The sequence below is a fragment of the Flavobacterium sp. genome (assembly GCF_024642105.1).
In the GTDB taxonomy this organism is placed as follows: domain Bacteria; phylum Bacteroidota; class Bacteroidia; order Flavobacteriales; family Flavobacteriaceae; genus Flavobacterium.
On sequence record NZ_JAHEBT010000024.1, the window covers coordinates 1 to 14,413 of the forward strand.

18 protein-coding genes are annotated in these 14,413 nt (G+C 35.5%); 11 read left to right on the forward strand and 7 right to left on the reverse strand.

Annotated features, from left to right (window positions below; all coding sequences use genetic code 11):
* Together Q0L65_RS04570 and Q0L65_RS13990 are read left to right on the forward strand one after the other, a co-directional pair.
* Positions 1-656, forward strand: a 656-nt coding sequence (locus Q0L65_RS04570; protein WP_296683989.1) for a site-specific integrase, incomplete at its 5' end; no start/stop codon positions are given.
* On the forward strand, positions 653-877 hold the full coding sequence (locus Q0L65_RS13990) for a DUF4248 domain-containing protein (protein WP_366051293.1): 225 nt from the start codon (positions 653-655) through the stop codon (positions 875-877). The genes Q0L65_RS04570 and Q0L65_RS13990, both read left to right, overlap by 4 nt.
* A 123-nt stretch (positions 878-1,000) precedes the next feature.
* On the opposite strand, the gene Q0L65_RS04575 is transcribed toward Q0L65_RS13990, so the two are convergent.
* From Q0L65_RS04575 to Q0L65_RS04590, 4 genes are all read right to left on the reverse strand, one after another.
* On the reverse strand, positions 1,001-1,531 hold the full coding sequence (locus Q0L65_RS04575) for a hypothetical protein (protein WP_296683991.1): 531 nt from the start codon (positions 1,529-1,531) through the stop codon (positions 1,001-1,003).
* 10 nt (positions 1,532-1,541) lie between these two features.
* Complete coding sequence (locus Q0L65_RS04580) at positions 1,542-1,919, reverse strand: hypothetical protein (protein ID WP_296683994.1); 378 nt, start codon at positions 1,917-1,919, stop codon at positions 1,542-1,544.
* 21 nt (positions 1,920-1,940) lie between these two features.
* Positions 1,941-3,074 carry a hypothetical protein gene (locus Q0L65_RS04585; RefSeq protein ID WP_296683997.1) on the reverse strand — a complete coding sequence of 378 codons (1,134 nt, stop codon included), beginning with the start codon at positions 3,072-3,074 and terminating at the stop codon, positions 1,941-1,943.
* A gap of 150 nt (positions 3,075-3,224) precedes the next feature.
* Positions 3,225-4,472, reverse strand: coding sequence for a PIN domain-containing protein (locus Q0L65_RS04590; RefSeq protein ID WP_296684000.1), 1,248 nt, complete (start codon positions 4,470-4,472; stop codon positions 3,225-3,227).
* Between the two features lie 333 nt (positions 4,473-4,805).
* Between Q0L65_RS04590 and Q0L65_RS04595 the strand changes: the two genes are divergently transcribed.
* The 3 genes from Q0L65_RS04595 to Q0L65_RS04605 all read left to right on the forward strand — a co-directional run bounded on the left by Q0L65_RS04595 (position 4,806) and on the right by Q0L65_RS04605 (position 7,261).
* A complete protein-coding gene (locus Q0L65_RS04595) occupies positions 4,806-5,120 on the forward strand; it encodes a hypothetical protein (RefSeq protein WP_296684002.1) in 315 nt (104 codons plus the stop codon).
* Between the two features lie 580 nt (positions 5,121-5,700).
* Positions 5,701-6,537, forward strand: a complete 837-nt coding sequence (locus Q0L65_RS04600) for a histidine kinase (RefSeq protein ID WP_296684005.1) — start codon at positions 5,701-5,703, stop codon at positions 6,535-6,537.
* Entirely contained in the window at positions 6,515-7,261 is a 747-nt protein-coding gene (locus Q0L65_RS04605; protein WP_296684008.1) for a response regulator transcription factor, read from the forward strand. Before Q0L65_RS04600 ends, Q0L65_RS04605 begins: the two co-directional genes overlap by 23 nt.
* 383 nt (positions 7,262-7,644) lie before the next feature.
* Here Q0L65_RS04605 and Q0L65_RS04610 read toward each other — a convergent pair whose 3' ends face one another.
* Complete coding sequence (locus Q0L65_RS04610; RefSeq protein WP_296684011.1) at positions 7,645-8,658, reverse strand: reverse transcriptase family protein; 1,014 nt, start codon at positions 8,656-8,658, stop codon at positions 7,645-7,647.
* A gap of 89 nt (positions 8,659-8,747) precedes the next feature.
* On the reverse strand, positions 8,748-9,500 hold the full coding sequence (locus tag Q0L65_RS04615) for a hypothetical protein (protein WP_296684013.1): 753 nt from the start codon (positions 9,498-9,500) through the stop codon (positions 8,748-8,750).
* Between the two features lie 246 nt (positions 9,501-9,746).
* On the opposite strand from Q0L65_RS04615, the gene Q0L65_RS04620 reads away from it, so the two are divergent.
* Positions 9,747-10,106: a hypothetical protein gene (locus Q0L65_RS04620; protein ID WP_296684014.1), complete on the forward strand. Its 360-nt coding sequence runs from the start codon at positions 9,747-9,749 to the stop codon at positions 10,104-10,106.
* Between the two features lie 19 nt (positions 10,107-10,125).
* On the opposite strand, the gene Q0L65_RS04625 is transcribed toward Q0L65_RS04620, so the two are convergent.
* Entirely contained in the window at positions 10,126-10,752 is a 627-nt protein-coding gene (locus tag Q0L65_RS04625) for a hypothetical protein (RefSeq protein ID WP_296684018.1), read from the reverse strand.
* Between the two features lie 236 nt (positions 10,753-10,988).
* Here Q0L65_RS04625 and Q0L65_RS04630 point away from each other — a divergent pair, with 236 nt between their 5' ends.
* The 5 genes from Q0L65_RS04630 to Q0L65_RS04650 all read left to right on the forward strand — a co-directional run.
* Positions 10,989-11,219, forward strand: a complete 231-nt coding sequence (locus Q0L65_RS04630) for a hypothetical protein (protein ID WP_296684019.1) — start codon at positions 10,989-10,991, stop codon at positions 11,217-11,219.
* Positions 11,219-11,719, forward strand: coding sequence for a hypothetical protein (locus Q0L65_RS04635; RefSeq protein WP_296684020.1), 501 nt, complete (start codon positions 11,219-11,221; stop codon positions 11,717-11,719). The genes Q0L65_RS04630 and Q0L65_RS04635 overlap by 1 nt, the downstream gene beginning before the upstream one ends.
* Positions 11,719-13,509, forward strand: a complete 1,791-nt coding sequence (locus tag Q0L65_RS04640) for a hypothetical protein (RefSeq protein WP_296684022.1) — start codon at positions 11,719-11,721, stop codon at positions 13,507-13,509. Before Q0L65_RS04635 ends, Q0L65_RS04640 begins: the two co-directional genes overlap by 1 nt.
* Before the next feature lie 19 nt (positions 13,510-13,528).
* Complete coding sequence (locus tag Q0L65_RS04645) at positions 13,529-14,068, forward strand: hypothetical protein (protein ID WP_296684024.1); 540 nt, start codon at positions 13,529-13,531, stop codon at positions 14,066-14,068.
* A gap of 31 nt (positions 14,069-14,099) precedes the next feature.
* The coding region (locus tag Q0L65_RS04650; protein WP_296684026.1) for a hypothetical protein at positions 14,100-14,413 on the forward strand (314 nt) is incomplete at its 3' end.

Consider the following 14,413-nt stretch of genomic DNA (forward strand, 5'->3'; position numbering starts at 1 on the left):
TGCTCAAAGATCCTTTCAATGGCATCAATTTAACTTTGAAAGAAGTGGACAGGCCTTATCTTACTGAAGAAGAAATACAACGCCTCATAGAATTCAATTCCACTTTTGAAAGGTTGAACCGGGTGCGCGATTTTTTTATTTTCTCCTGTTACACCGGATTGGCATACATCGATGTCCAAAAACTCAAAAGAGCAGAAATTGAAGGCAATGATCAATATGGCTATTGGATCAGAACCCGAAGAAAGAAAACCGGTGGCCGAGCAAATATTCCATTATTGGATATCCCCATGAGCATCATTAGAAATTACTGTCAATTAGAACTCCTCGATGCAGAAGACCCGATTCTACCCATCCTGAGTAACCAAAAAATGAATGCCTACCTCAAAGAGCTCGCAGATTTATGCCACATTCAAAAGCAACTATCTTACCATGTTGCGCGCCACACCTTTGCCACAACAGTTACTATGATGAATGGCGTACCGATTGAAACTGTTTCAAAAATGCTCGGGCATAAAAACATCCATAGTACCCAGCATTACGCCCGCATTGTAGACAAAAAGGTAGGCGACGACATGAAACTCCTTGCAGCCAAATTAAACGGCGCCAGCACCATTAAATTCAATAAAACACAAGTTGAACAAATACCGATAATATGATCAATGAACCTTTCAAAGTGCGGGCTTACGGCTTCGGTGAGCTCGCACAACTTTACTTCCCAAACATAACGAAGAAAAGCGCCTCCTGGCAACTCCGGCTGTGGATCAATGCTTCAAAGGGTTTAACCGAAAAACTGGGCGGAACTGGCTATGTAAAAGGGAGAAGACTGCTAACTCCGATGCAGGTGGGGTTGATTGTGGGAGAGTTTGGAGAGCCGTGAACTATTTCTGTTATTTTTTTGTTGGGAGTAATCTAGATTGAAAAAAAAGATTCGACATTAGTTTTTAACTTTTCCTAGTTTTTAAGCCATTTTTACAAATTGTCTTAATGTCTTACAAGAAGATTATTCAAGATCCACTTTCTTGACCATTTTGACAGTTTTATTGGCTTTTAACTGCCTTTTATCCAACCACTCAACTCTGAATCCAGAGCAATTTGAATCTTGTATGTTGAAATCGTGAGAATTTAAATTTGCGATTTCCATTATAATTTCGATTTCATCTTTACGATTAAAGTTTTTTATTGGTAAAATATATTCGTTCTTTTTGGCGCTTTTAATTTTACCCTTTGGAACATCTAAACCCCACTTTGATCTAACTTGAACCTTTATAATATTTGCCGTAGGTTCAAATGTGAAAGTAATGTTGATTACCGTAATATCTTTATTCGTTGTGTTTATGATTTTAAAATCTTTTTTGTGTAGGTTTTCATGTTGACCAGTAGAAAATGTTACGGGGATTTGACTTATAATTTCTTCATCAGTGTAATGACACTGTATTACTTGAATTTTATTCCTGTGTGTGTCTATTAAATGCTTTAATACTGCACCTGCAAAACCACCTGATAGAAATGTTGTTATGTAACTCCAATTCATAGTTGTGGATTTATTCGAACATGATTTTTAATTCATTTCCTGATTTGTAATAAATTCCAAATCTTGGATGAATGTCATTCTCTCTACAAATTTTTTCGATATGATTTTTCTCGTTCTTCGGTACTAACAAATAAAAAACTCCTCCAATATTTGACATCGGTTTTATATGAGAAATAACATAGTCAATTTGGCCTTGAAGTGGTTGAAGAATTTCAATTATGAAGGAGACTTCAGAACTTCCTTTTTTTGTAAGGATAATATCTGGATACAAATTGTTTACCTCATATTCCTTTTTATCTTCGGTGTTGAAAAACTTGTCATGATTCTCTGTCCTCAGACCTTCATAAAGCTTCTTAAAGACTTCATGATATAATGTCATTTGAGTCATACTCTTCTTATTTGGTGAATATTATTTTTTCGTTAAATAGTAATCAATTTTTATAACTTCTTTTTCGTCATTTTTTGATATTGCTTCTTTGTTTGTTTCGACAATTTTATACATAGGTTCAATTATAATTGATTCAGTCCCAGTTTTGCTAAAATCACGGGCAATTAATTCCCACTCAAAAGTAATTTCCTTTGCTTCTTTTTCGATAAGTACAGAAACCTTAAAATTCCTATTTTCTTTCTGAACTAACACAGATTTTCCTGTAGGTTTATATAATATTGACTTTTGAATTCTATCCACATTTCGCGGATCATCTTTGTTTAAGTTTATTAGGGAGACATTGCCCATAAGGAATCCGTTGGATTCATCATCAAGCATAAAAACGCCTGTTTTAAACTTCATTCGAAAAAACCAATCTTCAAGAACGCGTGTTCCCGGATTTTCTAGTATAACATTGAAACTAACCCATGATTTATTGAAGGTTTCTGACTTTGGGAAGAAAGGTTGTAACTGTGATTGAATTTTAAAAATATTTGAGAAGCTCTTTAGAAATTCATCGTTAATTCCTTGTGTTTCTCTTGAAATTTGTTCAAGAGTTTTTTCAGTATAAATAAAATTGGTGATCTGCTTGGTTAAAATAGGTTTTAAAGTGATTTTCTCATGAAAGTCATTAAAAAGAACCTTAAAGTCAAAATTTGTTTTGTGCATTAAATCTTTAACGTACCAATCATGAGTATTTCTATTTTCTTCTATTAAATCGGCAATATCTTCCCAACAGAACAACAATATTTTAAAATCATTTTTATCGTTTTTCAATCGAATATATTCTTCGATTTTTGCATCCTTGTTGGCCGTTGTAGCAAATATTAGAGTTCCCAATGTTGGCTTAAAGTTTTTTGACTTTTTAATTTCACTATCAACCTCTGATTCAGTAAGTTTCACATTCGCATAGTTGCCTTTACCTTTACATTGAATCCCGACATACTTAGCTTCCCCTTTAGGTATTCCATAAACATCTACACCTTGCTGAGCTTGACCACTTCTTCCATTTTTTTTTATTTCCTGGGGAATTTCAAAAATTTCACCCCATAACTTTTTGCACAAAGTTTCGAAGTCTTGCCAATTTTCAGGTTTTTGAATTGATTTTTTAGTCATTTGGTATATAAGGCATAAAATTCTTGCGCTTGGAGAAGGTGGCGATTTTCACCACAAATGTTGATGAGGAGAGCCAAACTTTGATTAATCGCAAATCTGTCTGAGGATAACTGAACCGCACTTTTATTAAAAGCATTACCTATATGCATTTTAGTTTTTTATTATTCTAAGCGCTTCAACAGGTTCGTATTGGTCATCTTCCGGGTAATGAATGTATACTTCAATTTTCTTTGATTTTGCAAGTCTGTCTTTGGCTATATGTGTGGATTTATAATCATAACCTTTCACGTTTCCAAGATATTTATAAATAAAGCTATTAAGCCCAACAAAGGGAAGTCTATTTAAACTTTCAGTTAACTCTTCTAAAAATTCTTCTTCTGAAATTTGTTTAAATTGGGGTGTCCAAAAATTAGATGATTCATTTGTTGAATAAATTAGTTCTTTTTCAATTAACGAATCTTTATTTTCAGTAGATGATTGATTTACCCCTGTTGCACTAAAGAAAATTACCTTTTGTTCAATTTCTTCAATTCCTTTTGTCAATTCTTTACTTGATGTCATTAATTCAAGGAACTCAGAAAATCTGATTATATGAAAAGAGTTGTTAACTGAATGAAGTCGAAATTCTGTTACTAATTCAAATCTTGGATATAGTGTTTGTCCTTCACTTTTGTAATACCAGTCGGATTTCTCTTCGCCTGAAACAAAGACTACACTTTTGTTTTTTATTTTGCCAACATCAAGAATTGTTAACCAAATTAGTAAGTCTCCGATACCTTCGTCAGATTTAGATTGGTCTTTGTATCCCGGTGGAATTTTATGTAAGTACCTTCTTTCTAATTCCTTTGTGATTTTATCTTTTTCAAATTGTAAGTCTATGACAACAGTTTCATTAAAAAGTTCTCTGTAAACAGAACTTACAGGGTCGTTCCATGTCCAATCTTTAATTTTTTTAAGAACACTATCAAGTTTTTCTTTATAGTGTTCCCTATACCCTTTTGCGAAACCACTATATTCTTTTTCAATACCTAAGAGTTCTTTGTATTCTTCTATACTAGTTAATAAAGGATATTGTGAAACTTGAAAAGTCTTTATTGTATCGAGTCGTCTATTTAATTTTTGAAATACTTCCTTTATTTGTTCAGGTCGCCTATTGGCAAATTCTCTTGCTACTTGACCAGGAACTACGAAACGTTCTTTCGCGATTAGGTCCTTCAGAACTTCTCTTATAGCTTCTAAATCTTCAGTATTTGCATAATATGGAACAAGTAACGCATTTGTGTCCATTACGAAAATACATTCGTCTTTAATTTTTGATAACGGCTCTACTGTAGTGCTGAATATTGTATCTGCATTTGGATATATTGCATTTTTTATAAAGATGTCAAATTCGCTCATTGGTTATTATTTTGTCCTGTCTTCTTATGCTTTCAGGCAACAATATCCCTCCAATCCAACCAAATAGAAAGGTCAGAATAATATTGAGTGTATTATTTTAAAACCCAAATAATCATTTAATAAAAGATAACTTTAGAATTTAAATGACTACGCCACAAACAAACCAAAATCCCCCAATATCTCCAACTCTCAACCCAAAAAACCAGAACACTTTCTACTAAAACTAGAATTCTTTCTATTTTTTTCTATTTTGGACGAAAATTGATTTTAGATTATCAATTTTGCAGCGTCATTCAATTTTAATTTTGCCGCCTAACTTTAAAATTTTTAATTATGTCTTTTAATGGAAATGAGGGTGAATTTATCACTCTAAGAGAAGGGTCAGAGATGACAAAGCGTTACAGAAACACGATTCAACCAGGAGAGGTTATTGGTGTTTTTATGGGTAAAGAAAAAATTCAAGCTATTTTAGATCAGAGCGAATGTAAAGGAATTAGATTTTATTTCGCAAAAAATGAAAGAAATGAAAATACACTCGTTCTTGTTGGAGCTGACACAAATGAAAATGACTTAGTTAGTGGTTTGATAGCTGAACATTTAATCCCCGAACCACCGAGAGGGGGTAATTCTAATGATTTGAATTCTTGATCAAAATAATCATATACTCATTTTTAATTTTTTCAAGTAGCGCACTGCTTGTCTATCAGGCTTTACGATCTCGAAAAAGTGGTTTAGGAAAACCTATAATCTTTTGGATTATCATTCGCTTATTAACGGAAGTTGTTTCTTATATTACCTACTACGGTTATGGAATAAATCCTTATCTCGTTCAACACATTTCTGATTTTTTAGAAGGAATTATGTTGATTTGGTATTTTATAAAATTAAAGGAGGGTAAACTTTACGTCTTTTGGCTTTATTTACTTCCGCCTCTTTATTTTTATTTGGAAATAAAATACTCTGGAGCTTTTAATAGTTTGAAAGGTTTTTCTTACTCGATTTATAACGCGCTGATTTCTCTGCTGATGCTAAGATTGTTAATGCAAGTTGAAAATTTAGAAGCATTCGCGAAACCAATTGTTAAGTCTTTATTCTTAATTCATTCTGTAACATTTTTTTATTCTTTACTGGAACATATAACCCGAATTAATTTTGAATTATCACTAATAGTTTACCCATTCTTTCTATTGGCAAATTTGATTTTTAATTTTTATCTATCCTACTACCTGTGGTCAGCACGCAAGAATTAGCTTTTCTTATTTTAGCAGGTATGCTCTTTACTTTGTTATTGAGTACTGGGATAATAGTGTTAGTCAAGAAAAACCAACGCATACAAGAACTCTCCGATAAACTCATTAAAGAAACTGAGGAAAAAAAGGAACTAGAAAAACTAGAGGTTGCGATTTCAGCGCAAGAAAAAGAACGTGTAGAGATAGGGCGTCAGCTTCATGACGATGTTGGCGCTCTTCTTTCGTTTGCGCAAAAGAACTTGGTCAATTTTGAGGATAATTCTGAAGATGGAGAAGTTGATTACAAGTCAATTGGTATGGCAAAGGAACATTTGGCCGAGAGTATTAAATTAATTCGACATATCGCCAAAGGATTGACGCCACAATATTTGACGAAGTTTGGTTTGGTGAAGGCATTGGATAATATGACCAAACAAAAGTCTGGGACATTCATAGAAAAGTTTGATTTTACGCACAATGTTCCTGAAGATTTGACCATACCGGAATTGGTCTCAACGCATTATTATTACATTGCAGGTGAACTAATTACAAATCTGTTTAAACATAGTTATCCGACAGAAATAAATATGGAATTGACCTATGATAAACAACTTCTTAAACTGAAAATCTGTCACAATGGAATTGCATTGACACAGCGTGATTTCACACGCTTACTGTCAGAATCAGATAGCCTTGGGCTTGAAAATATTAATTATAGGCTCAATGTCATTAATGGTCAAGTTTTCTTTAAAAGACTCAGTGATTACGGAACTATCGAGCTTATCACTAAATTGGATCAAACTCAGATGAAAGATGGAGGATCAGCCGAAAATTAGAATTGCCCTAGTAGAAGACTACGAATTGATTAGAAATTCCTTGTCAAAAATGTTGGCAGAAATACCTGCTTTCCAATTTATCTTTAGCGCCGCTAATGGTCAAGATTTTTTCGATAAACTCAAATTCCATGATATTGATGTTGTTCTTTTAGATCTCGAAATGCCTGTTCTAAATGGCATCGATGTACTAAAGGAGTTGAAAAGAATTGATTCCCCGATTAAAGTTGTCATTCTCACTATGCATGATGACGAAGAAATCATTTTTGAATTGCTATCCAAAGGTGCGGACGCATACTTACTAAAGGAATGTTCAAACCGAGAAATGATATCAGCTGTCACAAAAGTATTCAATGGTGCAGATTACAGCAATAAGGAAATGAATAGCGCCATACTGAATTCAGTGGCTAAAGAAAGAAGAATCCAGAGCAGATTAAAGCACCTGGATTTAGATGAGCGCGATTTAACTATTCTACGAATGATCTGCGACGGAAAACAAGGGAAAGAAATTGCAGCTGCAGTTTTTACATCCAAGAAAAATCTGGATCTCCTTCGCACCAACCTCATGAAAAAGTTCAAAGTAAAGTCCGCCAATGAACTCATCAGACATTGCATCATCAATGGCTTTTACAAGGCCCGTTCTAATGAAGAAATCGAAAAAGAAAAAGAGGATATTCTGGCTGCAAAGAAGTTGAAAAAAACGGATGATTTGTGGGGGAGTATTTGAGTTAAAATTCTAGAGAAAATTTTGATTGTTCCTGGCGAATAAATGAAATATAACTTTTAGCGAAATTCAAATAATCCGTTTTATAAAAGCTTTGAATTGGGGCAAAATTGCATTGCTGTTAGCAGAAAAAGAAGGGATTAAATTGACGAAAGAAGACGAGATTTTAATATCAATTTCGGATCAGAATAGTGTTATTGGGAATGGATAAAACTATCCAGGTTAAATGTTAAGTTTTAGATTGTTGACACAACTCAATAAAGCCATAAGTAGATTAGTTTGGATAGCAATCATTCATTTTCAATGTTTTGCTATTTGGCGAAGGTTGCGCTTTTGTCGAGTGTAATTGTTGCTCCATTTTGCTTATTGCATGTTAGGTGTATCATCTATCTTTTAGCATTTTTTAGTTTAGCAAAAAGTTTATCAGCAACGTCTGGTTCTATAGAACCTATGTAATGAATCCATCCAAAAAGTCGATGTTGTATTTCTATGATTTCTTTTCCAATTTCAATAACGAATTCATCTTCATCTAAACTTCCCACTCGATTTTTTATTCTTCTTATTGCGTGTTTGGTATATCCATGTTGGCTGATTTTATGAATTTCTAATCGAAGATTCCTTTTAATTCTTTTTGGAATACGGGGCGTTTTATTATCGAACACTGTAAGTCCAGTAACATATTGATTTTGTCCTCTTTTCATTGTTACTGTTTTGCGATCATTGAGTTTGAATCCATATTTTTCGATTATGCTCCGAATTTCTTCAATTTCGGGGAGTTTACCATCTGAAGAAAAATAAAGGTCATCCGCATACCTTGTATAAGCTGCTGAAGATTCTCCACTCAATTTTTCAAAATCTTTATCAAGTTGCGAAACAACGATATTTGCAATCGTTGGACTCGTGTTAAAACCTTGAACTAAATGACCGTTAACAGTTGTTATTTTTGCAATCCAATCAGCAACATTGGAATTAAAGCCAAGAGACTCAATTCCTTTCTGAACCATATTTTGTGTAATTGTATCAAAAAAATTATCGATGTCAACTGATAATACAGAACGTTTTGCCAAGTGTATTTTTGCATTTGTTTTAGTATTTCTTTCAGAAACAAATCCATGAACAGAAGCACTAGCATCGTAAAGATCAGATAAATAGTTATTTAAAATTTTCAATATTCCCTCTAATTGAAAAGTATAAACGGCATGTACTGTTCGATAACCACCGTGCCTTCCTTTTTTAGGAATATGAAACTTATGAATGTTGATAATATTATATTCATATTTAGGAGTTAAAGGCGCTTCAACCACATTGAAATCATGATTAATAGCTATATCCAAAAACTCCTCTTTGCATCTTAAATAATTTGCTAATTGTTTAACCGATGTTATTTCTGTGTGCCTCATATTAACTAAAAAGATAGTGGGAGTCAGAGTAAGATAGATTGTAATGTTCTAAACCCGAGTACGAAATCATACCCGATTGTTTACCCTGACTACCCACTAAACTCTCTAATAAGATTATCAAGAGTTACTTTATGGTTTTGTTTTTTCTTTCGACTTAAATATACTTTATTATGCAACAATTTCACAATTGCGATTTTAGGAGCAACTATTTTGAAGTTTTGCTTCATTCTTGGCTTTGAATCTACTACGGATAAAATGTGAAAGAAAATAAAGTTTATATAATCCACTACTCCCAAATTCTCTTCTTCTTTACCTACAATTTTATACTCACAGTTATGGGAATTATCTAGAGAGCCAAATATCTCATCTAAAATTGTTTTAAGCGATTTTTTTGATATTTCAATTTGTTCGAATATAAAGATATTTCGATCCCCTTTGTTTCTATTTATCCGATCAAGTAACAGTTGTTCAAGTGAATATTTAAAAATTTCATGTTCTTCTTTTTTGTTCTTTAACTCTCTGAAGTAATCAGTATTCTTGTTTATGACCACGAAGTAAGATCGATAATCTAGCAAAGGCAGTAGTTTATAAAAATCAGCTCTCATATCGAAATTATTTTCTGTTGCGTGAAATCCTTCTTTTTGAATTCTACCTTTGAAATCTTCATAATACAAATCATCCAGAAGGTCTGCTTTTAATTTTTCAAGAGCGTCTTTTATAGTTTCTGGGGAGTCAGTTTTTATACAACCATGAATAAACAAATCAGAATTATTAGAAATATTTCCAGACTCATCTATATAGAAGTAATTCGTCTTTTTTTCAATTCTATTGTCAATATCCATGTCTATTCTAATTACCCCTAACTTGTTTATTCCGAAACAAAACTTCTCTTAGCCATATTTAAATAGGTTGATATGCGAAACTTTGTTTTGTTTATTCTTTTTTCTATTAACGATGTCTATCAAAATTTAATTCATTCAAAAATAAAATTTTACCACCATATTCTATTTATACCATCACTAACCCTCAAAGGACTTTTCCACACTTTCCCATTCCCGAAGTTTGTTTCCTAATCGAAGTAAAACTTCATGTCTCAACATTCACATACTTCTATTTTCACAACAGCCTCAGAAGTTCTCAGAGGTGTAACTAATGCTATTAAATTTTACCCTATTCTTACTGAAATAACCTTTGCTGGATTTTCCAATGTGGTGATCTTCGATGGTGCGAAATGTCAAAAAATAGCCGATGCTCTTTTTACTTCTATAAAGAACCTGGACCGTATTCGAACGATACTCATGAAAATGTTTAATGTCACAATTTCAAATGAACTCATCCGTTTAAATATTATTAATGGCTTTTATATGCCAAGGTCGAATGAGGAGATTGAATTGGAAAAAGAAAATATTCATTTAGTTAAAGGAAAAGTCGAGATGATGATTTTTTAAATTGTAGTTTTCTTTAAATTCATACTATTTTGAAGGAGAAATTTTTCTGCATTTCATTAATATTCTCAGTCCATTCCCCGTTCCAAGAAAACTCGACTATTATTAACCTTTTTTGTGTATAATTTTCTGAAATAACTTCTAGATGGTACCTAACTGAATCTTTTTCACCGGCAAAAACATTTAGATTATTAGGTTTAGACTCTAGAGAAGGAACAAAATAATTTGGTTGGTGTGTAATATAATGCTCTGTTAAGTATCCAAAATCTAATACCTGCTCTGAGATAATATCTAAAGATTCTCTATTTTTCTCAGCCGGAGCCCAAATGTACCTTGGAGGTACTGAAATTGAAATATCGATAAAATTACCATCGTAATCTAATCTTTGCATCTTCTTTAGAAAAACACTACATTTTTTAATAGTTCTTCCAGGTTTTAGATTTTTAAATACAAGATGATAATAATAAACTCGAACTCCATTATGCCATTTTGTTAGTTCACCTTTTGCATCTAAGATTTCAACTGATAATTTAGGTTTATTAAACCAATAACGAATTTTTTCACCGAAAATTGCTACAAATACAGAGGAAATAGTCCCTATTGCAATAAAAATATTTGTTCCAATACTCCATTTTTCATAACAACTCATATTGTGTTTTTTAATAAGTGAATTAGTAATTTTAATAAAATGTATTTCTAAATCAAACTTAATTCAACTTTGTAAAAGCGCAAAAAATATAATTCTAGAAATAATTAGAATGAATTCTATTTTCAATAAAAAACTGTGGAATCCTAATTTAACCTTCTATTGATGGTTTTTTCCTAATTGATCTTTTCGCCGAAATTTCTTTTCTGAAGTTTGTTTCCTAATCGAAGCAAAACTTCATGTCTCAACATTCACATACTTCTATTTTCACAACAGCCTCCGGAGTTCTTGGAGGTGTCGCTAAAGCGGTAACCGCAAAACCTTTACTTTCTGAGATTACGTTGCCAGGATTGGCAAATGTGGTGATCTATGCTGCGGCATCAGCTGCGGCTGGTTACTTCGTCAAGCATTTCATGGATAGCGTTGCTAGACGCTTTAATAATTACTTCAATAAAACCGAAAAGAAGTAATGAATAAGGTCGTTGGAATAGCGCTTGGTGCTGGAGTGGTTTATGGCATTGTCAGACTACTTCGAATGCAGAATGTCTCTGAGATGGCAAATGCCAGGCTTGTAAATCCGCGCATCCATTCAGTTACTCTTAACGGCATTTCTTTTAGAACAGAAGTGGAGATCAATAATCCTTCACGGGATTCAGTGAAGTTGACAAAGCCTGTAGTGACGCTCACTAGCAAAGGTAAAATGCTCGCTCAATCCGATGCAGAGGACACGATCATTGCTATCAAGCCATTGGGGCTTACCAAAATCGACACCATTGAACTAGAACTCGATTGGTTTACCTTGAAAGGACTTGTAACCAATATCGTCAAAAACATCCCCAAAGCCATTGCCGCTTGGAAAGCAGGTGACAAAAAGAACCTGATGACCATTTTGGGTGTGCCTTTGGAAATGAATTTCACCACCTATGTAAACGGCCTTTTTTATCAATCCCCTTCAGAAAAACTAATCTGATGAATGCGCTCGCACAAATACCAGCCAAAACCGTAACGAGTGGTTATCGAGCTATCAAAGATGGGAGCCGTTACAATCAGTATTTCCCAAAGCCTGATGAACGTGACCGTGTCATAGTTGAAGACGGCGAGGTGACAGATACTGTGGAGTTAATGGAGAAAGTCGTTTGGAAATACCTTGACGACACCAAGCGAATCGCTCCATTGCTCCGACGGTCTACAACCGAGGCTACATGTCAGGCTATCTGGGAGTTTGTATACGGTTATATGCAATATAAACTCGACAAGCGCGGACTTGAACAACTCCGAAGGCCAGCACGCAGCTGGGCGGAACGAACTACCGGCGTTGACTGTGATTGCATGAGCATTTTTGTATCAAGCATTTTGACCAACCTCCAAATCCCTCACAAGTTTCGCATCACGATGTACAGTGGTGATTCCTGGCAGCATGTCTATGTGATTGTGCCGCTGGGAGATGAGAACAATTACTGTGTAATTGACGGGGTGGTTTCGGCCTTTAACTACGAGAAAAAATTCACAAAAAAAATGGACTTTACTATGAGCTTAAACGGGATCAATGTAGCAGTACTAAGTGGCGTTTCTTCAAACGACCATTACAACGCCGTCATGGCAAATTCACTTACAGGACTTGGTGCAAGTTCAAGTGCTGAGCTCGATAAAATCTATGAGAACATCGTAGCTACAAGAAATGCCATCGCGCAAGACCCAACGCTTGTTTCCTCAACGGACGATCCACAGGCGCTCTTAAAAATGCTCGACTATGCCATTCAGTATTGGCATACCGATAAAAGAAATCAGGCCTTGGATATTTTGGCCCAAAATGAAAGGCAACTCAATTTACGCAACGGCATCAATAGTATGGCTGGCCTTGATTACGACCCCGATGAACTTTCCATGGGTGGCGTTAGCCCTAAAGGCTTTTTTACCAATGTAAAAAAGACCGTTGCAACTCCTGGGCAAAAGGTTGGTGAAGTCGCTAAAAAAGCGGTGAAAGCCGTTGTGAAATACAACCCTTTGACCTTGGCTGCTCGCGGAGGGTTTCTACTTGCCATGAAACTCAACTTGGGAAAAATGGCCCATAAACTCAAATGGGGCTATGGAACGCCAGAACAAGCCCGAGCCAAAGGCATTACACCAGCACAATATCAAAAAAGCAAAACAGCTTTAGCCAGAGTAGAAAACCTCTTTGCGGATAAGCTGCAAGGAAGCCGTGAGGTGCTCAAAAACACCATTCTTAAAGGCAAGGCGGGTAATCTGAGTGGTGTGGTAATTGAACAACTATTGGGGTATCTGGGTGATCCAGTTACAGCAAGTGCCATTGCAGCAGCAACACCGGTTATTGTAGCAACGATCAATATCCTAAAAGATGCTGGGCTTATTGGCAGTGAAGAAAAACTAGATATGGATACACTTACACGCGAGTTAGATGCGGATCCAGGTGCGGCTACGGCCTTCGCAGAGATCGAACAAAAAACATCGGACAGTGGTGGCGCTGCAAATGAAGATCCAACGTCTCCGATACCCAAAAGTGCTTCGGCCGAAAAGAGCAGCGGTATCATGGATTTCATTAAAAAGAATCCTGTTCCGGTGGCCATTGGCGGTGGCTTATTGGCACTAGGCATATACCAAATGGTAAAGCCTAAACCAAAAGTACGTGGGCTTTCAGGTGTTCGGACAACGGCTGCCAAGAAGCCCACCGTAACTAAGCCCAGAACCAGGGCAAAGGCTGCAGTCAAGAAGCAAAGAGTAAAATCAGTCTCACTTTTTTAAATCAATAAATACGCAAACCATGGCAACAAAAAGAAGAACCAAAGCAAAAACCAAAATCAGTAGCCAAGCTGTGATGGATGAACTTAAAACCTTGGCTATGCTCACTGGCGGTGTTGTGATCGGCTCGGTGGGCGGAAAAATGATTGACAAGGTATTGGCCGTTGATCCGGCAGCAACCACCTTCAATGTCAAGTCTCTGGCACGGCCAATCTTGATGCTTGGAGTTGGAACTGCAGGGAACATCATGCTCAAAGACCCAAACATGAAGATGCTCGCAACAGGAGTTGGGGCATCAGGCTTACTCTCAGGTGTGAAAATCATGCTTAAAAAAGACTTGTTAGCAGGTCTGGCAGATTTCAACCTTGGTGGGTCAAACGAATTTGGAGAACCAAGCATTTATCGCGAACCATTGAATCTATCTGTGGAGCGCTACAATCCGGATCTACCGGCTCTTTCATCACCAACGGCATTCAATGTCGAGGACTTGAATTTGTCTCATGCCTCAATGGCGCACAGTTCAGAGATGGAAGATGACCTTTCTTACATCGAAATCATTTAATCAATTACAAATCAAATAAACAACAAGTATCATGTTAACTCTTGGACAAATCGAAAACAGCGAGTACAACTTGCTAGGTGCCATGTCGGAAGACGACTTCTTACAAGCACTGGAATTAGGAGCAACGAGCGATAAGCGCAAGCTGTTTCGCAAAATGCAAAATCAGTCACGCGCCATGGCTACAGCCACAGGTTCTCGCTCACGCGCTGAATTTGAAAAGCGCATTACCATGCTACCAAAGGAAATCCAACAAGGATTGGCAACACAATCTTTGCAAGCCGTTGATACCGCTTACTATGTGGTAAAAACCATCGCTGGCTCAAAGGTGGTGAAGATGTTCAAGGA

Bases quoted from the DNA above. Each gene is read 5' to 3' on its own strand.
- Q0L65_RS04590 (WP_296684000.1), bottom strand. From the start codon at position 4,472: ATGAGCGAATTTGACATCTTTATAAAAAATGCAATATATCCAAATGCA.
- Q0L65_RS04635 (WP_296684020.1), top strand. From the start codon at position 11,219: ATGAATAAGGTCGTTGGAATAGCGCTTGGTGCTGGAGTGGTTTATGGC.
- Q0L65_RS04580 (WP_296683994.1), bottom strand. From the start codon at position 1,919: ATGACTCAAATGACATTATATCATGAAGTCTTTAAGAAGCTTTATGAA.
- Q0L65_RS04625 (WP_296684018.1), bottom strand. From the start codon at position 10,752: ATGAGTTGTTATGAAAAATGGAGTATTGGAACAAATATTTTTATTGCA.
- Q0L65_RS04615 (WP_296684013.1), bottom strand. From the start codon at position 9,500: ATGGATATTGACAATAGAATTGAAAAAAAGACGAATTACTTCTATATA.
- Q0L65_RS04620 (WP_296684014.1), top strand. From the start codon at position 9,747: ATGTCTCAACATTCACATACTTCTATTTTCACAACAGCCTCAGAAGTT.
- Q0L65_RS04640 (WP_296684022.1), top strand. From the start codon at position 11,719: ATGAATGCGCTCGCACAAATACCAGCCAAAACCGTAACGAGTGGTTAT.
- Q0L65_RS13990 (WP_366051293.1), top strand. From the start codon at position 653: ATGATCAATGAACCTTTCAAAGTGCGGGCTTACGGCTTCGGTGAGCTC.
- Q0L65_RS04575 (WP_296683991.1), bottom strand. From the start codon at position 1,531: ATGAATTGGAGTTACATAACAACATTTCTATCAGGTGGTTTTGCAGGT.
- Q0L65_RS04585 (WP_296683997.1), bottom strand. From the start codon at position 3,074: ATGACTAAAAAATCAATTCAAAAACCTGAAAATTGGCAAGACTTCGAA.
- Q0L65_RS04595 (WP_296684002.1), top strand. From the start codon at position 4,806: ATGTCTTTTAATGGAAATGAGGGTGAATTTATCACTCTAAGAGAAGGG.
- Q0L65_RS04630 (WP_296684019.1), top strand. From the start codon at position 10,989: ATGTCTCAACATTCACATACTTCTATTTTCACAACAGCCTCCGGAGTT.
- Q0L65_RS04645 (WP_296684024.1), top strand. From the start codon at position 13,529: ATGGCAACAAAAAGAAGAACCAAAGCAAAAACCAAAATCAGTAGCCAA.
- Q0L65_RS04605 (WP_296684008.1), top strand. From the start codon at position 6,515: ATGGAGGATCAGCCGAAAATTAGAATTGCCCTAGTAGAAGACTACGAA.
- Q0L65_RS04610 (WP_296684011.1), bottom strand. From the start codon at position 8,658: ATGAGGCACACAGAAATAACATCGGTTAAACAATTAGCAAATTATTTA.